19 protein-coding genes are annotated in these 20,296 nt (G+C 61.3%); 13 read left to right on the forward strand and 6 right to left on the reverse strand.

Annotated features, from left to right (window positions below):
- Nucleotides 1-31: 31 nt before the first annotated feature.
- Nucleotides 32-1,531: an L-arabinose ABC transporter ATP-binding protein AraG gene (gene araG / locus GWQ27_RS14815; protein WP_275907658.1), complete on the reverse strand. Its 1,500-nt coding sequence runs from the start codon at nt 1,529-1,531 to the stop codon at nt 32-34.
- Between the two features lie 75 nt (nt 1,532-1,606).
- Nucleotides 1,607-2,590 carry an arabinose ABC transporter substrate-binding protein gene (locus GWQ27_RS14820; protein ID WP_275907659.1) on the reverse strand — a complete coding sequence of 328 codons (984 nt, stop codon included), beginning with the start codon at nt 2,588-2,590 and terminating at the stop codon, nt 1,607-1,609.
- A 361-nt stretch (nt 2,591-2,951) separates the two neighbouring features.
- Between GWQ27_RS14820 and GWQ27_RS14825 the strand changes: the two genes are divergently transcribed.
- Genes GWQ27_RS14825 through araA form a run of 3 tightly spaced genes read left to right on the forward strand, consistent with a single transcriptional unit; the run spans nt 2,952 to nt 6,858 of the window.
- Entirely contained in the window at nt 2,952-4,643 is a 1,692-nt protein-coding gene (locus tag GWQ27_RS14825; RefSeq protein WP_275907660.1) for a ribulokinase, read from the forward strand.
- Complete coding sequence (locus GWQ27_RS14830) at nt 4,640-5,338, forward strand: L-ribulose-5-phosphate 4-epimerase (protein WP_275907661.1); 699 nt, start codon at nt 4,640-4,642, stop codon at nt 5,336-5,338. The genes GWQ27_RS14825 and GWQ27_RS14830 overlap by 4 nt, the downstream gene beginning before the upstream one ends.
- 20 nt (nt 5,339-5,358) lie before the next feature.
- On the forward strand, nt 5,359-6,858 hold the full coding sequence (gene araA, locus GWQ27_RS14835) for an L-arabinose isomerase (RefSeq protein WP_275907662.1): 1,500 nt from the start codon (nt 5,359-5,361) through the stop codon (nt 6,856-6,858).
- A gap of 111 nt (nt 6,859-6,969) precedes the next feature.
- Here the strand turns inward: araA and GWQ27_RS14840 are convergent, their stop codons facing one another.
- Nucleotides 6,970-7,860 carry a LysR family transcriptional regulator gene (locus GWQ27_RS14840; RefSeq protein ID WP_275907663.1) on the reverse strand — a complete coding sequence of 297 codons (891 nt, stop codon included), beginning with the start codon at nt 7,858-7,860 and terminating at the stop codon, nt 6,970-6,972.
- A gap of 113 nt (nt 7,861-7,973) precedes the next feature.
- On the opposite strand from GWQ27_RS14840, the gene GWQ27_RS14845 reads away from it, so the two are divergent.
- The 6 genes from GWQ27_RS14845 to GWQ27_RS14870 all read left to right on the forward strand — a co-directional run bounded on the left by GWQ27_RS14845 (nt 7,974) and on the right by GWQ27_RS14870 (nt 14,054).
- Nucleotides 7,974-9,125, forward strand: coding sequence for a methionine aminotransferase (locus GWQ27_RS14845; protein ID WP_275907664.1), 1,152 nt, complete (start codon nt 7,974-7,976; stop codon nt 9,123-9,125).
- Between the two features lie 8 nt (nt 9,126-9,133).
- The gene (locus GWQ27_RS14850; protein WP_275907665.1) at nt 9,134-9,949 is read left to right on the forward strand and encodes a carbon-nitrogen hydrolase family protein; all 816 of its coding nucleotides are present in this window, start codon (nt 9,134-9,136) and stop codon (nt 9,947-9,949) included.
- A gap of 53 nt (nt 9,950-10,002) precedes the next feature.
- On the forward strand, nt 10,003-10,773 hold the full coding sequence (locus GWQ27_RS14855) for a transporter substrate-binding domain-containing protein (protein ID WP_275907666.1): 771 nt from the start codon (nt 10,003-10,005) through the stop codon (nt 10,771-10,773).
- 265 nt (nt 10,774-11,038) lie between these two features.
- Complete coding sequence (locus GWQ27_RS14860) at nt 11,039-11,824, forward strand: metallophosphoesterase (RefSeq protein ID WP_275907667.1); 786 nt, start codon at nt 11,039-11,041, stop codon at nt 11,822-11,824.
- Between the two features lie 143 nt (nt 11,825-11,967).
- Nucleotides 11,968-13,395, forward strand: coding sequence for an exodeoxyribonuclease I (gene sbcB / locus GWQ27_RS14865; RefSeq protein WP_058394643.1), 1,428 nt, complete (start codon nt 11,968-11,970; stop codon nt 13,393-13,395).
- A gap of 152 nt (nt 13,396-13,547) precedes the next feature.
- Nucleotides 13,548-14,054, forward strand: coding sequence for a hypothetical protein (locus GWQ27_RS14870; RefSeq protein WP_265434013.1), 507 nt, complete (start codon nt 13,548-13,550; stop codon nt 14,052-14,054).
- Nucleotides 14,055-14,136: 82 nt separating this feature from the next.
- Here the strand turns inward: GWQ27_RS14870 and GWQ27_RS14875 are convergent, their stop codons facing one another.
- A complete protein-coding gene (locus GWQ27_RS14875; RefSeq protein WP_275907668.1) occupies nt 14,137-15,846 on the reverse strand; it encodes a glycoside hydrolase family 36 protein in 1,710 nt (569 codons plus the stop codon).
- On the opposite strand from GWQ27_RS14875, the gene GWQ27_RS14880 reads away from it, so the two are divergent.
- The 4 genes from GWQ27_RS14880 to cdd all read left to right on the forward strand — a co-directional run bounded on the left by GWQ27_RS14880 (nt 15,845) and on the right by cdd (nt 18,156).
- A complete protein-coding gene (locus GWQ27_RS14880; protein ID WP_275907669.1) occupies nt 15,845-16,039 on the forward strand; it encodes a hypothetical protein in 195 nt (64 codons plus the stop codon). The two genes, GWQ27_RS14875 and GWQ27_RS14880, sit on opposite strands and share 2 nt — an antisense overlap.
- Before the next feature lie 7 nt (nt 16,040-16,046).
- The gene (locus GWQ27_RS14885; protein ID WP_005310798.1) at nt 16,047-16,403 is read left to right on the forward strand and encodes a CidA/LrgA family protein; all 357 of its coding nucleotides are present in this window, start codon (nt 16,047-16,049) and stop codon (nt 16,401-16,403) included.
- On the forward strand, nt 16,400-17,086 hold the full coding sequence (locus GWQ27_RS14890; RefSeq protein ID WP_059112396.1) for an LrgB family protein: 687 nt from the start codon (nt 16,400-16,402) through the stop codon (nt 17,084-17,086). Before GWQ27_RS14885 ends, GWQ27_RS14890 begins: the two co-directional genes overlap by 4 nt.
- A 188-nt stretch (nt 17,087-17,274) precedes the next feature.
- A complete protein-coding gene (gene cdd, locus GWQ27_RS14895) occupies nt 17,275-18,156 on the forward strand; it encodes a cytidine deaminase (protein ID WP_275907670.1) in 882 nt (293 codons plus the stop codon).
- Between the two features lie 78 nt (nt 18,157-18,234).
- Here cdd and GWQ27_RS14900 read toward each other — a convergent pair whose 3' ends face one another.
- Together GWQ27_RS14900 and GWQ27_RS14905 are read right to left on the reverse strand one after the other, a co-directional pair.
- Nucleotides 18,235-19,899 (reverse strand): AMP-binding protein, encoded by a 1,665-nt coding sequence (locus GWQ27_RS14900; protein WP_219597405.1) that lies wholly within the window; start codon nt 19,897-19,899, stop codon nt 18,235-18,237.
- Nucleotides 19,900-19,996: 97 nt separating this feature from the next.
- Nucleotides 19,997-20,275 carry a YfcL family protein gene (locus GWQ27_RS14905; protein WP_034523848.1) on the reverse strand — a complete coding sequence of 93 codons (279 nt, stop codon included), beginning with the start codon at nt 20,273-20,275 and terminating at the stop codon, nt 19,997-19,999.
- Nucleotides 20,276-20,296: the final 21 nt, after the last annotated feature.

Consider the following 20,296-nt stretch of genomic DNA (forward strand, 5'->3'; position numbering starts at 1 on the left):
CCGGATGCTGTTACATCGCTGTCATGGGTTGTCAACGGGCCGGCATGGCCAGGTTCAGCGCCTTGACTTCATTGGCGTCATGGTGGGAAAGCTCCCCTGCGATCACCCCTTCCCGCATGACCATGATCCGATCCGCAATGCCCAGTACCTCCGGCAGCTCACTCGAGACCACCACGACGGCAATACCTACCTTGGCCAGATCGTAAATCACGTTGTAGATTTCATTTTTTGCCCCGACGTCGATGCCGCGGGTCGGCTCGTCGAGCAAGATCACCTTCATGTCTTCGGAGAGCCAGCGGCCCAGAATGGCCTTCTGCTGGTTGCCGCCGGAGAGGTTCATGATGGCTTGATGAGGAGACGGGGTCTTGACCCGCATGTCGCGGATCCGCAGCCGTGCGTTCTCGTCTTCCCATTTCTGGTTGATCCAGAAGCCTCCCCACGCCTTGTGGCGCCGGGCGCTGATATTGATGTTTTCCTGCACCGAGTGGATTGGGATGATGCCAAGGGCCTTTCTGTCCTCGGTACAGAGCATGATGCCGCTGTGAATGGCATCGATGGGATTGCGGATGGGTACCGGCTTGCCGAACACCGAAATCTCGCCGGACACCATCTTGTCGGCACCAAAAATCAGCTTCATCAGCTCGCTGCGACCGGCGCCCACCAGACCGAAAATGCCGAGGATCTCGCCGCGTTTCACTTCAAACGAAATGGGTGCCTTCAGGCCGGGTCCCATCAGGTTGCTGACCTGCAAGCCAAGCTCCCCCAATGGACGAGGGCTGTAGCCATAGATATCCGTCAGCTCGCGTCCCACCATGGTCTTGACCAGCAGATCCCGACTGACCTCTGCCATAGCATCAAAGGTGCGCACGAACTGGCCATCCTTGAAGACGGTGATGGCATCACACAACTCGAAGATCTCGTCCATGCGATGGGAGACATACAAGATGACCTTGCCCTCATCGCGCAGCTGGCGAATGACCCGAAACAGCTGCTCTATCTCGCGGGACGACAAGCTGCTGGTCGGCTCGTCAAAGGCGATGATATGCGCATCCCGGGTCAGGGCCTTGGCGATCTCCACCATCTGCCACTGGCCCAGCGACAGGTACTTCAGCGGCGTCTCGGGCGACACATCCATGCCGAGGCGCGCCAGCTGTCTGGTCGCATCCTGGTACAGTTTTTCCCGATCGATGACACCGTGCCGAGTGGGCAGCTGGCCCAGATAGATGTTCTCGGCGATGGTCATCTCGGGGACCAGATGCAACTCTTGGTAAATGATGGCGATCCCGCTCTCCAGCGCATCGACCGTGTTTTGAAACACCCTCTCCTGGCCATCCAGCTTCACCACCCCTGTAGTGGGAGCCTGAAAGCCGCTCAGTATCTTGAGCAGGGTGGATTTGCCTGCGCCGTTTTCGCCCATCAGCGCATGCACTGTGCCCCGGTGACAGGAAAAGGAGACGTTTTGCAGCGCCTTGACGCCAGGAAACTCCTTGCTGATGCCGCAAAACTCCAGATAAGGAACTGACTGATCCATGTGTTTACTCCAGGTAACAGGCATGGGCGGTTTTGCGCCATGCCTGTAGAGATGTCAGGGGTTAAACCGCGCCTGTCACAGACCTTTTTTCTGCAGCTCGACCTTGAAGTTGTCGCGGGTAATGAGCACAACGTCGGTCACTTCGGTGAACTTGGCCGGCTCTGCGCCATTGACCACCCAGTCATGGAGCATCTGGATGCTCTTGTAGCCGTGCACATCCGGGCTTGGCAGCAGAGAGCCGAGGAAACCGGTGGCGCTGGACTTGGAGAGCTCGTTCACCGCGTCCACCCCATTGATGCCGATACCGATGACGTTCCCGGCCTTGAAGCCCTGCCCTTCGGTGGCGCGCACGCCGCCGAGCACAGTGTTGTCATTCATGCCGACGATGAGCCAGTTCTTCACCTCGGGATGCTGCACCAGCATGGAGTTGGCGGCGTCCAGTGCCCCCGGAATGTCATTGGCCTTGGTCGGCGCACGATAGATCTGGGCATCGGGGAAACCGGCGGCCTTGAGCGCGCTCAGAGAACCCTCAACCCGGCGACGGGCGGTATCCAGCTCATCGGCCGTGATGGCAAGCACCCCTGTCGCCTTCACGTCCCACTGGCGTTTTTGCATCTCTTTGTAGAGCTCCTGCCCCTGGCGTTCCCCTATCTTGGTGGCGGCCATCATCACCAGCGGCACATTTTCCATGGGCTTGCCCTTGGCGTTGACGAACTGATCATCCACCGTGATGACTTTCAGCCCCATGCTGTTGGCCTTGGCCATGATGGCCGAGCCCAGCTTGGGATCAGGGGTGCAGATGACAAAGCCCTTGGCGCCGTTGGCCGCCAGGCTGTCGATGGCATTGAGGGTCTTCTCGCCATCGGGCACGGCAATCTTGATGACATCAAAACCGAGATCCTTGCCGGCCTTGTCGGCAAAAGTCCATTCGGTCTGGAACCAGGGTTCCTCCGGCTGCTTGACCAGGTAGCCCAGCTTCAATGCCTCAGCAGAGAAAGCAGTATTTGCTATACCGAGGGCAAACCCTACTGCAATCATGCTTTTAACTATTTTGTTCATGCGAGTGTCTCCAACTGTTCTATCAATCCATGTATCAACGAAGTGCGGCTGTTCAGTTGATTCACTCCGTAGCCGCATAAAAGCACGTTCAAACATGATGTTATTGTTGTCGCTAGATGAGCGAACCAAGTTGTAATCGTTTTCACATGAAAAAATGGAGAGAAGGATCACGCCATGAAATTGCAGCCATTTTGTCTATATATTTAGCAAAATAGTCACATATCAAATTCAGGAGGGTCGTCACCCTCTTGCACTGACAGCGTTTAAATCCATATTTCCAGCAGCCAATGGCTAACCGTCCGCTCTGTGCATCTCCTATGGTTCCTCCCTGTTACCCCTTCATTGATGGTCAGGAGCACATATGTCTGAGCACCCCAGGTCCGAGCACATCGTCATCGGACTCGACTTCGGCAGCGATTCGGTCAGGGCACTTGCCGTGCGTTGCCACGACGGCGCTGAACTCGCGACCCATGTCGTCTACTACCCGCGCTGGCAGGCCGGCCACTACTGCCAGCCAGTCACCAACCAGTTCCGCCACCACCCCCTCGACTATCTGGAGTCCATGGAACAGGCGGTGGTGCAGGTGGTGAGCCAACTCTCTCCCGCCCAGCGCGCCGCCGTGCGCGGCATAGGGGTAGACAGTACGGGCTCGACGCCCGCCCCCATCGATGAAGAGGGCCGGGTGCTGGCCCTGCGCCCGGAATTTGCCGACAACCCGAACGCCATGTTCGTGCTGTGGAAAGATCACACCGCCATCGAGGAAGCAGAAGCCATCACGGCGCTCTGCCACGGCGGCCAGTTCCCCGACTACAGCCGCTACATCGGCGGCATCTACTCCTCCGAGTGGTTCTGGGCCAAGATACTGCACGTCTCCCGCAGCGATGCTGCGGTGCGCGCCGCCGCCTGCAACTGGGTCGAGCTGTGCGACTGGGTACCCGCCATCCTGAGCGGCACCCAGGCCCCTGCCAATATCAAACGCGGGCGCTGCTCCGCCGGCCACAAGTCCCTCTGGCACCAGAGCTGGGGCGGCCTGCCAGCCGCTGACTTTCTCAATGCGCTGGATCCGCTGCTGACCCAGGATCTCGACTTCCCGCTCTTTACCGACAGCTGGACCGCCGATCTGCCGGTCGGTACCCTGACGCCCGAATGGGCGGAGCGGCTGCACCTCTCCTGCGAGGTGGTGATAGCGGGCGGCGCCTTTGATTGCCACATGGGCGCGGTCGGGGCCGGGGCCGGCAACAATGCGCTGGTCAAGGTGATAGGCACCTCCACCTGCGACATCCTGATCGCGGACGAAGCCACCATTGGCGGGCGTGCCATCGCCGGGATCTGCGGCCAGGTGGACGGCAGCGTGGTACCGGGGATGGTGGGGCTGGAGGCGGGACAATCGGCGTTCGGCGACATCTACGCCTGGTATCAGCGCCAGTTGAGCTGGCCGCTGGACCGGTTCGCCGCTCAGTATCCGGAGCTCTATACCGCCATCGAGGCCCACAAGCAGCAGCTGTTGCCAAGCATGGCCGCCGCCTGGGATCAGCAACGCGATCTGGCCCACCTGCCGGTGGTGCTCGACTGGTTCAACGGACGCCGCACCCCTTACGCCAACCAGCGCCTGCAGGGCACTGTCACCGGCCTCAACCTCGGCACGGATGCGCCCGACTTGTTCGGCGCCCTGGTTGCCTCCACCGCCTTCGGTGCCCGCAGCATCATGGAGTGCATGACTAGCCAACAGGTGCCGGTGGACCAGGTGATCGCGCTCGGCGGCATAGCCCGCAAGTCGACCACTGTGATGCAGACCTGCGCCGACGTGATGAATCGCCCCATCCAGGTGGTGGCATCGGATCAGTGCTGCGCCCTGGGGGCGGCCATCTTTGCCGCCGTGGCGGCCGGTATCTACGTCGATGTGGCTGATGCCCAGCGGGACATGGCGAGCGCCGTGGAGCGCACCCACCAGCCACACCCTGAGCGGGTCGCCGAATATGAGCGGCTCTATCAGCGTTACCTTCAATGGAGCCATGCCGCCGAGCCCCTCTACAACCAGGGAGCACTGGCATGAACCTCAAAGCGCTCAAAGAGCAGGTGCTGACCGCCAACCTGGATCTGCCGCGCCATCATCTGGTGACCTTCACCTGGGGCAACGTGAGCGGCATCGACAGGGAGCGGGGTCTGGTGGTCATCAAACCGAGCGGCGTCAGTTACGACAAGATGCAGCTTGAGGACCTGGTGGTGCTGGATCTCACCGGCAGACAGGTGGAGGGGGCCCTGCGCCCCTCCTCCGATACCGCCACCCATCTGGTGCTCTATCGCACATACCCTGAACTCGGCGGCGTGGTGCACACCCACTCCACCCACGCCACCGCCTGGGCCCAGGCGTGCCGCGCCATCCCGATTTTTGGCACCACCCAGGCCGACTATTTCAACGGCGAGATCCCCTGCTCCCGTCTGCTCACCCCAAGGGAGGTCGAAGAGGATTACGAGGGGCTGACCGGTCATCTCATCGTCGAGACCCTCAAACAGACCCCCATTCTCACCATGCCGGGGGTGCTGGTGGCCAACCACGGCCCCTTCAGCTGGGGCAAGGATGCGGATGATGCGGTGCACAACGCCGTTGTGCTGGAAGAGGTGGCGCGCATGGCGTGGCTCACCGGCCAGATAAACCCGCAGGCGCACACCCTGCCAGACTACCTGCTGGAGAAACACTACCAGCGCAAACATGGCAAGCACGCCTATTACGGCCAGACCGAGACTTAATCAATCAAGAGGACAAGATCATGGAGTTTATGAAACAGCTGGAAGTGTGGTTTCTGGTCGGCAGCCAGCACCTGTATGGCGCGACCACATTGAAGCAGGTCGCCGATCATGCCCATACCATGACCAGCCAACTCAACAAGGGGGCCGGGCTGCCCATCAAGATAGTGCTCAAGCCCACCGGCACCACCCTCGATGAAATAAGCAGCGTCGCTCGCGATGCCAACCACAGCGAGCAGTGCGTTGGGCTCATGGTGTGGATGCACACCTTCTCCCCCGCCAAGATGTGGATCCCGGCCCTGAGTCAGCTGCAAAAGCCTCTGCTGCAATTTCACACCCAGTTCAACCGGGATCTGCCCTGGAGCGAGATCGACATGGACTTCATGAACCTGAACCAGACCGCCCACGGCGGGCGCGAGTTCGGTTTCATGGGGGCCCGCCTGCGACTGCCACGCACAGTGGTGGTCGGTCACTGGCAGGATGAGGAAGCTAGGAGCAAGATCGGCAACTGGATGCGCATCGCCGCCGCCATTCACGACAGCCGCCACATGAAAATCGCCCGCTTTGGCGACAACATGCGTAACGTGGCCGTCACCGAAGGCGACAAGATTGAAGCCCAGATCCAGTTCGGCTATCAGGTGAACTATCACCCGGTCGGCGATCTGGTGAAGATCATCGATGCCGTGCCCGCCGCCGATATCGAGGCGCTGCTGGCCGAGTACGAACAGAGCTATATCCTGACCGAGGCGGTGCAAGCAGGTGGGCCACTGCGCGCGTCCCTCTACGAGGCGGCGCGCCAGGAGCTGGGGATGAAGAAATTCCTCACCGAGGGCGGTTTTGGCGCCTTCACCACCACCTTCGAGGATCTCTACGGCCTGCACCAGTTGCCGGGGCTGGCCTGCCAGCGCCTGATGCAACAAGGCTTCGGCTTCGGGGCCGAAGGGGACTGGAAGACGGCGGCTCTGCTGCGCACCATCAAGGTGATGGGGGCAGGCCTTGCTGGCGGCACCTCCTTCATGGAGGACTACACCTACCACCTGGAGGCGGGCAACAACCTGGTACTGGGATCCCACATGCTGGAGGTCTGCCCCTCCATCGCCGCCGACAAACCCGTTCTGGATGCCCAGCATCTGGGGATCGGCAAGAAGGCCGACCCTGCCCGTCTGCTGTTCGCTGCACCAGCCGGCAAGGCGGTCAACGCCAGCCTCATCGACATGGGCAATCGCTTCCGGCTGGTGGTCAATCAGCTGGAGGTGGTGGACTTGCCAGAGGCCATGCCGAAATTGCCGGTGGCGAGCGCCCTGTGGAAGCCCCTGCCGAGCCTTCAGACCAGCGCCGAGGCCTGGATCCTGGCGGGTGCCGCCCACCACTCGGTGTTCACCCAGTCGGTAGACATAGAGCAGCTGCGCACCTTCGCCGACATCATGGGCATAGAGTTCGTGGTGATTGACGAGCACACCCGCATCCCCGCGCTCAAGGAGACCCTGCGCTGGAACGAGGTCTACTACAAGATCTGCCACTGATCCCTTAATCGGCCAGCGGCCACCAGCATGACAACAGCCCCGCCAGCGGGGCTGTTGCTTTTTTGATGGGGCAGACAGATGTCACCCTGTCAGGGAAGGAACTGACGGCGATCAGGGATGGTCACGGCTCTCCAGCAACCAGTCACAGGTACGGGCCACCCCCTGGCGCTGGCTGTTGGGACGGGCAACCAAGGCATACTCGTGATCCGTGCTGAGCACGGGGGCAAAGGGGGCTACCAGCACGCCGCTCTCCAGCTCCTCGGCCACTATGGTGGGATCCCCGAGGGAGAGGCCGAATCCCTGCAAAGCGGCATTCATCGCCAAGTCCAGGGTATCGAACAGCTGGCCTCCCTGGGGCTGCCAGGGGGTGGCGATGAAGGCGGCAAACCAGTTGCGCCAATCCCGCCGATCCGCGCTGGCATGGAGCAGGGGCAGTTGGGGCAGCTCCTCGATAGTGCGCTCGAACAAACGGTGCTTGGCGGCAAAGGCGGGGGCACAGACGGGGGTCAGCTGCTCTTGAAACAGCGGCTGGCTGTGGGGGTATCTGGCCTGACAGGATTGATAGACGATGGCGAGATCGAAGGGCTCGCGGGAAAAATCGATGCCGTGGCTGTGGCTGCCACGCACTTCGACTGCCTCCCCCTCTAAGTCCTGCAACCGTCGCAGCAACCAGCGGCTGGCACAGGAAGGGACCTTGATGCTGATGGCCTGCTCGTGGGGCAGGGTTTGCAGGGCGCAGAGCCCCTCCCCTATGCGGGCCAACCCCTCACGGACGAAGGGCAGCAGCCGCTCGGCGGCCGGGGTCAGGGCCAGGCAGCGGGTGCCGCGCACGAAGAGCAGGTGGCCGAGGCGGGCCTCCAGCTGGGCAATCTGCTTGCTCACCGCCCCCTGACTCACGCACAGCTCGTCAGCGGCCAGAGTGAAACTCAGATGGCGGGCAGAACACTCGAAAACCTGCAAGCCATACAGGGGCAATTGGCTGCGGGGTTGGGTGGACAACATACAAGCCTCCATGCTTGAGAAAAACTCATGCATAACATGCCGAATAATCCGTTGTCCGGCAAGAGAGTGAGGACTAAAAAGGGACATCTTTCAAACACTCAGGTGACGACGTCATGTCTTCCCCCCGCATTGTCAGCAAACTGCCCCAGGTGGGCACCACCATCTTCAGCGTGATCGGGGATCTGGCCGCCCGCCATCCCAGCATCAACCTCTCCCAGGGGGCGCCGAGCTTCCCCTGCGATCCCGAGCTCATCCGGGTGACTCACGAGGCCATGCTGGCCGGGGAGAACCAGTATGCCCCCATGACGGGGCTGCCCACCCTGCGCGAGCAACTGGCGGCCAAGATAGCGACCAGCTATGGCCACCACTATGACGCCGGCGAGGAAGTCACCATCACCGCCAGCGCCAGCGAGGCCCTGTTCTGCGCCATCACCGCCCTGGTGCACCCGGGGGACGAGGTGATCATGTTCGAGCCGGCGTTTGACAGCTACCGCCCCATGATCCAGCTGCAGGGCGCTACCCCCGTGGTGATCGCCCTCAAGGCGCCGAGCTTTGCCATCCCCTGGGACGAGGTCGCGGCCCGCATCACGCCCCGCACCCGCATGATAGTGCTCAACACCCCCCACAATCCGACCGGCACCGTCTGGCAGGCGGGGGATCAGGAGCACCTCGCCCGCCTGGTGCGCGGCACCGACATCCTGATCCTCTCGGACGAGGTGTACGAGCACGTGGTGTTCGACGGCGCCCTGCACCAGAGCGTGATCCGCTATCCGGAGCTGGTAGAACGCTCAGTCGCCGTCTTCTCCTTCGGCAAGACCTTCCACGTCACCGGCTGGCGGGTGGGCTACTGCGTGGCTCCCCGCCCCCTGATGGAGGAGATCCGCAAGGTGCACCAGTTCGCCATGTTCGCCGCCGACACCCCCATGCAGTACGGCTTCGCCCACCTGTTGCAGCAACCGGCCCACTACCAGGGATTGGTAGCCTTCTACCAGCACAAGCGGGACCTGCTGAGCTCGGCCCTAGGGGATTCGCGCTTTACCCTGCTCCCCTCGGCGGGCAGCTTCTTTATGCTGGCGAGCTACGAGCGGATCAGCGACGAGCCGGACAGCCTCTTCGTGCAGCGGCTCATTCGTGACCACGGCGTCGCCACCATTCCGGTCTCCGCCTTCTATCACGACGGCACGGATCAGCGGGTCATCCGCCTTTCCTTCTCCAAGGATGAGGACACCCTGCTGGCGGGCGCCGAGCGCCTGTGCGGCGTCTAGGAGGCACCATGGATTCAGTGCGCGTTGCCGTCCTGCAGATGGTGTCCGGGGATGATCTGGACCACAACCTGACCCAGGCCGAGGCGCTGCTGCATCAGGCCGCGGCCGAGGGGGCCGAGCTGGCCCTGCTGCCGGAATATTTCTACCTGATGCCCGCCGATGAGCGGGCACGGGTGGCCCTGGCCGCCCCCGTGAGCGATCACCCTCTGCTGGCCTGGGCCCAGGGGCTGGCCCGGGAGCTCGGGATCTGGCTGCTGGCAGGCACCCTGCCCCTTGAAAGCGATGAGCCCGGCAAGATGCACAATAGCAGCCTGCTGATCGACCCGCGAGGGCAGTTGGCCAGCCGCTATGACAAGCTGCACCTGTTTGGCTTTTGCTCCGGGCAGGAGCAGTATGACGAGGCCGCGACCATGAGCCCGGGCCGGGAGGTGGTGAGCCATCCCCTGCCCTGGGGCGTGCTGCGCTTCGGCATCTGCTACGACCTGCGCTTCCCGGAGCTGTTTCGCCTGGGGCCCGCCCCCGACTTCATCGCCCTGCCCGCGGCCTTCACCCACACCACCGGACTGGCGCACTGGGAGCTATTGCTGCGGGCCAGGGCGGTGGAGAATCTCGCCTTCGTGCTGGCCTCGGCCCAGGGGGGAGAGCACCCCGGCGGGCGCCGCACCTTCGGCCACAGCATGATCATCGATCCCTGGGGCCGGGTGCTGGCCCAGGTAGAGGAGGGTCAGGGACTGGCCATCGCCACCCTGGATCTGGCGGCCCAGCGCAGGGTGCGCAGCCAGCTGCCGGCCCTCACCCATCGCAAGATAGCCGTCGGCCCTTGAGGCCGGCACTATTTAGAACTCTAGGAATGACACCACACTTCAAAGGACTGACCATGAAACTCAACACACTGATGATGCTGGTGGCCCTGGCCACCGCCGGCCTGGCTACCGCCAAACCCCTGGTGATCGCCACCGATGCCACCTATCCCCCTTTCGAGATGGTAGATAGCAGCGGCAAGCTCGGCGGCTTCGAAGTGGATCTGGCCTATGCCCTGTGCAAGGCCATGAAGACGGAGTGCGAGGTGATCAACCAGCCCTGGGATGCCCTGCTCCCCGGCCTGCAGGTGCGCAAGTACGACGCCATCATGTCCTCCATGAACATCACAGACGAGCGGCGTCAGAAGGTCGCCTTCAGCCAGGTCTACTACATGATGCAGAACCGCTTCGTGGGACGCAGCGACAAGGCGGCCGACTTTGCCGACACCCCTGAGCACTTCAAGGACAAGGTGATAGCTGTGCAGGAGGGCACGCCCCAGGACAACTTCATCACGGCCCGCTACGGTGACGTGGCCAAGATCAAGCGCTACGTCAACGCCCAGTCCCCCATGCTGGATCTGCAGTCCAGCCGCGCCGACTACACCTTCGGCAACATGGTGCAGTTGAAGGTGGGCTTCCTCGACAAGGAGATGGGCAAGCAGTTCGCCTTCGTCGGTCCCCAGTTCAACGGCACCCAGGACAAGATCCTCGGGGAAGGGGTGGCGGTCGCCCTGCGCAAGAATGATGACAAGCTCAAGAGCCGGTTCGATGCCGCCATCGACAGCGTCAAGGCCGATGGCACCTTCGATCAGCTGCTCAAGAAGTACCAGCTCGACGATCTGCTCTGATCCCGACGCCGGGCATCCGTCAGGCCATACCTTGCATGCCAGTCAGCTCCGACTGGCATCTTTTTACCCGGGATCTGCCGGCAAGGCGGCAAGTCGCCTTCCTTTATGCGGGCCGCCTGTCACCTCGACGCGGGAGAGCCTCCCCCACCGGCCTCTACTATGACGAGACAGAGCATGCCATGCTGCACTTATCCACGAGCCCCGGATCCCCCATCGGCCATCTGGTGGCGCCGCGAGCCGGTCACACCAGACAAGGAGGCAAGCCATGAACCCATCCCCGCTGATCAGACGCTTCTCCCGCAATCCTCTGGGGCGGGATCTCGCCGTCGGCGATATCCATGGCTACTTTTCGCGGCTGCAAGGGGCGCTGGACCAGGCGGGATTCGACCCCGCTCGGGATCGCCTCTTCTCCGTGGGGGATCTGACGGATCGCGGACCCGACTGCACCGAAGTGCTCGAGTGGCTGGCCAGGCCCTGGTTTCACCCTGTCTGTGGCAATCACGACGACTACGTCTGCCGTTACGAGAGCTGCTATCGGGAGAACTGGATCCAGAACGGCGGCGGCTGGTTTCAGCAGCTGACCCCGGGCGAGCAGGCGGCGTTCGCCGCCCACTACCGCACCCTGCCCATCGCCATCGAAGTGGCCACTCCGGCCGGCCCGGTCGGGCTGCTCCACGCCGATTGCCCCTTCTCCTCCTGGCAGGAGCTGCTGGACAAACTGGATGCGGGGGTGAGCGGCGGGAGGCTTAGGGCCATCAAGAATGTCTGCCTCTGGTCACGACGCCGCATCGAGCGGCTGGACGAGAGCGGGGTCGAGGATCTCGTTGCCCTGGTGGTGGGCCACACCCCGGTGAGCATCCCGCTCAGCCTTGGCAATGTGTACTACATAGACACCGGCGGCTGGTATCCCGATGAAGGCGGTTACTTCACCCTGCTGGATCTGCATACCCTGATGCCGGTCGCTCTGGGGCATCCCGATGAGCCGCCTGAACGTGCGATGTTTCACCATGCAATCCGCGATCATGCCGGCCCCTTGATCCAACGCCCTTGAGCGTTCATTAAACCAGCAGCCAGACGAGCTGCCCTTCGTTCTGCCTGCGCTATGGTTTACCATGCAGGCAATTGTGGTGCAGGGCACCGCTCACCCAGGTACTTTGGCGTCGTCGCCATCCCGGACACCCTATCTCGGAACTTATGAGCAAAACAGCACAATCCGGCATTGAGCCCACCTTCTACTTCCACGATTACGAGACCTTCGGGATCAGTCCGGCGAAGGACAGGCCGTCGCAGTTTGCCGGTATTCGTACCGATGCGGATTTCAACATCATCGGCGAGCCACTGGTCATCTATTGCAAGCCGCCGGCGGATTATCTGCCAGATCCGGAGGCGTGCCTCATCACTGGCATCACGCCGCAAAAGGCGATGAAAGACGGACTGTGCGAGGCGGATTTCATCCGCCAGATCCACGAGCAGTTCGCTACACCGAATACCTGCGTGCTGGGCTACAACAGCATCCGTTTCGATGATGAGGTGACCCGTTACACCCTCTATCGCAACTTCTATGACCCTTACGCCTACGCCTGGCAAAACGGCAACTCCCGCTGGGATATCCTCGACATGCTGCGGGCCTGCTATGCCCTGCGCCCGGAGGGGATCGAATGGGCCTTTGATGAGGAGGGCAAGCCGAGTTTCAGGCTGGAGAAGCTGACCGTCGCCAACGGTGTGTCCCACGCCAATGCCCACGATGCGCTCTCGGACGTGCTGGCCACCATAGAGATGACCAAGCTGGTGAAAAAGGCCCAGCCCAAACTGTTTGAGTACCTGTTTGCCCTGCGCAACAAGAACAAGGTCAAGGCGCTCATCGACGTGGTGACCATGAAGCCGCTGGTCCACGTCTCCGGCATGTTCTCCCCCTGGCAGGGGTGCGTGAGCTGGGTATCGCCACTCGCCTGGCACCCCACCAACCAGAATGCGGTGATCATGGTGGATTTGACCCGCGACCCGACCCCGCTCATCGAGCTTTCCAGCGAGGAGATCCGCGAGCGGCTCTATACCCGCAAGGACGAGCTGGGGGATCTGGCCGCCATTCCGGTGAAACTGGTGCACATCAACAAGTGCCCTGTGCTGGCGCCAGCCGCCACCCTGACACCGGAACGTGCCGATGAGCTCACCATCGACCGGGAGCAGTGCCGCAAGAGCCTGAACCTGCTGCGCGCTCACCCCGAGGTGCGTGAAAAACTGGTGGAGGTGTTCAATCAGGAGTTCGCGGGCAGCAATGACCCGGACCCCGATACCCAGCTCTACGCCGGTTTCTTCGGCCACGGCGACAAGTCCACCATGGATCTGGTGCGCGCTACCCCGGCCGACCTGCTGGGTGAGCGTGAGTTTGCCTTCACAGATGCGCGGCTGCCAGAGATGCTGTTTCGCTACCGCGCTCGCAACTGGCCCCACACCCTGAGCGAGGCGGAGCAAAAACGCTGGCGTCTGCACTGCAGCGACTATTTCAGCCGCCGCCTGCCGGACTATGCCCCTCGTCTCGAGGCACTGGCAGAACAGAATCAGGGGAACGAACGGAACTTTGCGATTCTCAAGAGTCTCTATCGCTACCTCGAAGATCTATGAGATGTGATCGGTTTCACAGTTAAATGACTGTATGCTCCCCTCACCCCATTCATAATGGGCAGGGGAGTAAAGACTCCCGAAATTTCAACTATTTGTGCACTAACATTGCATTGACTGTGTTTGGCTATCGACCCTTGGAGATGCTTCATCTGATGCGCTCAGGATTGCCCGGTTTCGGTTTGTTCGTCTGCTCCCTGCTGCCATCGGTCAGCATGGCGGCAGTACGTTTTGATGTCCCCGACTACCTGTTGCGGTTGCCGCAGCAAACCTATCAACTGATCGAAAGCAACTTCAACCACCTCTACCAGCAGACCGACTTCACCCCCCAGATCACCAACAGCTATTTCAACCGCTCCGATCTCTACAACTTTGTGGGGGTGCCGCTGGCCATTACCCCCCAGGCCGGTTTCCAGCTGGAGGTTTTTGGTCAGCTCTATAACCAAAGTTCACAAAGCTATGTGCACATGAGCAAGGATCTGTCGCTCTATCGCATGATCCGGGCCGACGTGATTGGCAACCCCAATGATGAGGTTGCCATCGGCCTGGGGCTCGGTATCCCGCTCAGCGCCCGGCTCACTTTCAAGGCGCTGCTCTCCAGCAACGAGATCCCCGGCTATGGCGCCGCCAACTACGCCACCGGCTTCGAGTGGCGTTACTGACCTCACGCGGTCAGCATATTGACAGGATTTACCAACCATTCAGGCTCCCGATGGGAGCCTGAAGGTTTATGGCAGAAAAGGATCAGAGGTAGCGGATCACCCGCCCCTCGCCCCCTTGCAGAGTAAGCGAGGTACCGATGGCGCCCTCGTCCCAGAAATCCTGCCCACCTTCCGGCAACAGGCACTCCTGGGGTTGCGCTTCCCAGTTGAACAGGCAAAGCAGGCTGCCCCCTTCAGGCAACACCACTTCGCCGCAGACAAACTCCATCGACTCGAAACGGGCAGACGGGGCTCTGACTGCACACAAGGCCAGCAGCTTTTGCAGTTGCCCCCCTTGCTCACCATCAAGCGCTTGCAGTCTGTCTCCTGCCAGCATCATGCCGCCGCTTGCCACCAGCGCCGCCAGATGGAAGCTGTAATCCACAGGGCTGGCCTGCTGACTCGGCAGATCCCGCAGGCAGATGCAGTCAGGATCGAGCGCCCATAGTCTGTCGTTCTGCCAGGCACGGCAGAAGACCTCGCGGGCGATCTGGCGAAAACGGTGGCCATTGCGCTCCACGTCGTCGCTCACCCGCATGCCGTGTACCAGTCCCAGGCTCGGCCAGATGGGCGCGTTGCAGCCAAGCAGGAAAGCCCCCTCACCCGCCCCGCGCAAGATAGCCGCCATGCCACGACGATAGGCTTCCACCCGGGTGGCGGAGGTGTCGTGGAAGCGGCCGCCATGGATGGCGCCCCAGAAGTTGGCATCCAGCTTGAAGTAGTGAATGCCCCACAGCTCGCGCAGGGTGCGGAACACGCCCTCGAGGTGAGCCTGCACCTCGGGATGGGTGCCATCGAGTACGTACCAGGGGGTGCAGCGCCAGCCGCCATAGGTGACTCGCTCGGAGGGCAACGGCAGGCCATCTTCCCCCTTCACGAACCAGTCGGGATGATCCTGAAACACCCGTGAACCTGGCTCGGCAATAAAGGGGGCAACCCAGAGTGCGGGCTCGCATCCGGCGGCGTGGATCTCGGCCGCCAGCGCAGCCACCCCTTGCTCGAACTTGGGCGAAGGAGTAAGCCAGTCCCCCATTTTGGCCTGATAGCCATCATCGATCTGCACATAGCGCAGGGCCGGGAAACGCTCGGCACGCACCGCCAGATTCTCGCGAATGTCATCGGCACTGACGTCCGCATAATAGTGATACCAGGAGCACCAGCCATTGGGGCGCTCGCCCACCTGACCGATCAGCGAGCCGTATTCGGCGGCGATCCGCTCCGCCAGTTCGGCCAACAGCGCCTCCCTGTCAGCCCCTTCCAGGCAGAGCAGCGCCTCGCTTTGCCAGTGCTGGCCGGCAGACAACAGGCGCTCTTCGCAGTTAATCAGGATCTGCAAGCGGCCATCCGGGTAGAGGCGAAACTCGCCGCCAAAACGGTGGCAACTGGCAAAGGCGAGCAGCAGCCAACCCTTGTCATGCTCCACCAGCAACAGGTTATGAACTGTGTGATAGCCATCATCGTCCGTGATGCGATAGACGCTTGAATCGGGGCAACGGCCAACCGGTTGCGGGGATTGCCAGCTGCCCATGGTCTGGGCCAGCATCTGGAACCCTTCACCATAGAGGGGGGTGTCGAGCGGGAGGCCGAGCTTGCCATCAAACAGTACCCAGCGAGCGACCCGGGCATCGTCACTGCCCGTGTTGTCGAGCCGGACCCGGCACAAGGACCCGTCCCACTGACGGGTCTGCAACAACTGAGGGGACAGATCACTATCGGCCGCCAGTTGACGCACGCGGGACAAGAGGGATGTCATGGCTACTCCTTGTAATTGGGAAATATGTGTTCAGCACACCATGGTCTTGAAAACCCATGGTTCAGAAAGATCTGCTATCAAAGAATCTTTAATGAAATCAGCCATCATCGAACTAATTTCAGCTGTTATTGTTTTAATGCCGCGCCCCTGCCTCTCTGGTAAACTGCCCATTCATTCACAGTTTCCAAGTTGAGGCTCAGGTGATTGCGCAACGTGCCTTGCTCTACCTTCGCGACTTCATGGTCATAGTCGCCTGCCTGCTGGTGGGTAAAACCCTGGCCGCCATACTGCCTTTTGCCTTCCCCGGCAGCATCATCGGCATGCTGCTGCTGTTCGTGCTGCTCTCCTTGCAGCTGGTGAAGCTGCACTGGGTCGAGCTCGGTGCTGGCCTGCTGCTGCGGCATATGGGCGTCCTGTTCGTGCCGGTAGCCGTTGGCCTGGTCGCCTGGCTTGAGCCCCTGCGCCAGTCCTTCGGTCTCATCATGCTCTGCATAGTGCTCGGGATAGTCTTGATCCTGGGCACTGTCGGGCGCCTGTACCAGAGGATGAACAAATGATCTTCTGGCTTGCCATTCCCCTGACCCTGGCACTCTATTTTGCCACCCGGGCCCTCTATCGCCGTCTGCCCTGGCCCATCATCAATCCCGTGCTGGTGCCCACCGCCGTCATCATAGGCCTGCTGCTCTGGCTGGATCTACCCCTTGAGCAGTACGAGAGTGGCACCCTCCCCATCACGGCCCTGCTGGAACCCGCCGTGGTGGCACTGGCGCTGCCGCTGTATCAGCAGGCCCGCCAGATCCAGGCCAGGCTCAAGCCCATCCTGGTCTGTACTCTGGCCTCCGTCTTGATCTCGGTCTGCACTACTCTGGTTGTCGGTCATTTTATGGGCGCCGACCCGACGTTGCTGGCATCGCTCGCCACCAAGTCCATCACAACCCCGCTTGCCATGAGCGTCAGCCAGTCCATCGGCGGTATACCCGCCATAGCGGCGGCCGTGGTGGTGGTGGTCGGGATCGTCGGCGCTCTGATAGGGTACCCGCTGCTCACGCTGATGCGGGTCACAGATCCAGAAGCCCAGGGACTCGCCATGGGGGCCTGTGCCCACGCCATCGGTACCGCCACCTCCGCCGAGAAGGGCATTACCCAGGGCGCCTTCTCGTCACTGGCCATGGTGGTGTGCGGCATCCTCACCGCCGCCGTCGCCCCCCTGCTGTTTGCTCTTTATCACTGGTTGACCTGAGGGTCACCCATTTACTGGCGCTGCGGGCCTGTTGGCCCGCCACTGTGCGAGCTGACGCACAATTTGCGCAAGACAAACGTTTCCTTTATCCTCCTCCTCCTTTTGCCCGTCAGGGCGTGAGCGCGCTCACACATTTTGCCGAGTTTGCTCCCTACAATGGCCCCCCAATTGGCCTTTGAGGACACACTATGCATCCCCGTTTTGCCAAGCCACTCGATACCCTGTCCGCCCCGCTCAAAGCGGCGCTGCTGCCCATGCTGGACAACGATTTCCAGGCCCGTTTCACGCCACAGCAGGTGGCGACCCTGAAAGCCGCCACAGGGCTGGAAGATCGCGCCCTGCGTCTGGCGCTGCTGCCACTGGCCGCCGCCTGCTCGGTGGCGCCCATCTCCAAATTTTTTGTCGGCGCCATCGCCTGCGGCCTGAGCGGAACCTGGTATTTCGGCGCCAACATGGAATTTGCCGGACAAGGGTTGTTCCACTCGGTCCATGCGGAACAATCCGCCATCTCCAACGCCTGGTTGGGCGATGAGACAGGGATCAGCGAGATCACGGTCAACTACACCCCCTGTGGCCATTGCCGCCAGTTCATGAACGAGCTGAGCACAGCCAAGACGCTGCAAGTCTCCCTGCCTGACGACTTGAGCGCGCTGCAATCCTTCCTGCCCCACTCATTTGGCCCGGCCGATCTCGACATCACCGATGCCCTGATGAGCCCGCAAGCCCATGACGAGCTGGTGCTCGAGAGCGAGGATCCGATCTGGCGAGCAGCGCTGGCCGCTGCCCGTCAAAGCTACGCTCCCTACAGTCAGGGCTATGCCGCCGTGGCGCTGCTGTTTTCCGATGGCCGCCTCTTCTGTGGTCGCTACGCTGAAAACGCGGCGTTCAATCCCAGCCTGCCGCCGATGCAGATGGCCTGCGCCCACGCTGTGCTGTGCGGCGAAGATCTCGCCAGCATCCGTCGCGCCGTGCTGCTGGAGAGCAAAAACGGCCAGATCAGCCAGCGGGATTCTGCCCAGTCCACCCTCAAGGCGCTGGGCTCGGTCGAGCTGGAATACCAGGCCGTCTAAGGTAAATCGCGCCCAACAACAAGGGGAGCCATTGGCTCCCCTTGTTATTGCTGTTGATCGCTGAGTCACGTCAATCTGTCAGGATTCCCAGATGATGCTCTGGGAGGAGGACCACTGCTCGCCGATGTTTGCGTATTTTTGCTCCAGCAGGTGGCGTTTGATCTTCATGGTGGGGGTGAGTACACCGTTTTCAATGTTCCAGGGCGTCTTCACCACCAGGATGCCGCGAATTCTGGCGTGAGATTCCAGTTGATCATTGACCCGGTTGCGCGCCGCCTCCAGCTGGGCATTGATGGTTTCCCGGTTACCCTTCATGGCGCTCTCGGCCAGCTGCACCAGCGCAATGGGCTGGGGCATGCCGTAACCAATCACGCACAGCTGCTCTATGATGGGCTCCTGTCCCAGCAAGCCTTCAATGGGCACAGGTGCCACATACTTGCCCTTGGCGGTTTTGAACACATCCTTCATGCGACCTGTGATGGTGAGATAGCCCTCTCTGTCCAGCTTGCCCATGTCGCCAGTGTGGAGCCAGCCGTCGGCGTCGATGGCTTCGCTGCTGTGCTCGGGATCCTTGTAGTACCCCAGCATCATGCCGTCACAGCGACAGAGGATCTCCCCCTCATCGGAAATCTTGATGGTCACCCCTGGCCCCGCCTTGCCGACCGTGCCTATCTTGTCGGCGCGGAAGGGGTAGTTGAGGGTGGAAAAAGCGTGGTTCTCCGTCATGCCCCAGGCTTCGGTTATCTTGATGCCGATGCTGTTGTACCACTGCAGCAGGGCCGGTGACACTGGCGCCGAGCCGCAACCCAGCACCCGCGCCTGATCCAGCCCCAGCCCTTTTTGCAACTTGCCCTTGATAAGCCCCGAGACAAACGGGATCTTGAGCAGCAGTTCCAGCTTCTTCTGGGGCAGCTTTTCGTGGATCTTGATGCGGAACATGGCCCACAGCCGGGGCACAGAGATAAAGACGGTGGGACGGCAACGCTTGACGTCATCAATGAAGGTGTCGAGCGACTCGGGGAAAGCGATGGTGGCGCCGCTGAACAGGCTGCCGCCATAGATGTAAACCCGCTCTGTGATATGGGCGAGCGGCAGATAGGAGAAGCCGCGATCGATGGCGGTCAGCTCCACCGCTTCAACCAGCTTTTCACAGGACCAGGCATAACGCTCGACGCTCAACATGGCACCCTTGGGCTTGCCAGTACTGCCTGAGGTGTAGACCAGGCTCAGCAGCGCATCCGGCACCTGCACCGGGCTGTCGGGGATAGGTTCGTGTGCCTCCAGCAGATCGTCCCACTGATGGCTGGCGGGCATGGTCTCATAGGGCATTGCGATGCGCAGCAGGGAGGCTGGCACCCCCGCCTCCTGGCTCTTCCAGTCGTCCAGCTTGCCGACGAAGATCGCCTTGGCTTCGCTGTGACGCAGCACATATTCGATGGTATCGACGTTGGCGGTCGGATAGATGGGCACGCTCACGTACTGCCCCATCTGCATGGCCAGATCGGCGATAAACCACTGGGCGCAGTTCTTGGAGAGCAGGGCCACCTTGTCACCGGGCTCCAGCCCCAGATGGCGCAGCGCCGTCACCATGCGCCTCGCTTCGTCAGCCACTTCACCCCAGGTAAAGTCGACGTATTCGCGGTTGATGGTTTGACGAAGATAGACTCGGTCAGGACACTGCCGCTCCCAATGGTAGAGCATCTCGAGCGGCAGTTTATTGGCAATACGTGAAGAGGAAGCCATAGTTTAATCCCTGAAACAAAAGGCGAAACTTATTATTAACCTTTCACTAACTTCAGGGAAGCGTCAACTCAAACTTCTGTTTGAAATGTGTATTCGATCAAGCTTCTGCTTGTTGTTGCAGACGTTGCCACATGGCTTGTACCAGCTCTTCATCCTGTTCGGAGAGCTCCCCCTCCAGGATGGCCTCGTTCAGGCTACGCAGTACATAACTCTTTACATCCCGCACCAGTGTCTTGCCTTCCAGCTCGGCACGCGCCACCGCCAGCGAAATGTGACCGCGCAGATAGCCCCCCGCAAACAGCTCATCTTCAGTCGCCGTGGCCACCATGGCGTCTATCAGTCCCAACAACTTGTGCTCAAATTCATGAATCGTCATGTAACGCAGCCTCATTTTCAG

This window comes from Aeromonas sp. 5HA1, from assembly GCF_029237245.1.
In the GTDB taxonomy this organism is placed as follows: Bacteria; Pseudomonadota; Gammaproteobacteria; order Enterobacterales; family Aeromonadaceae; genus Aeromonas; species Aeromonas salmonicida.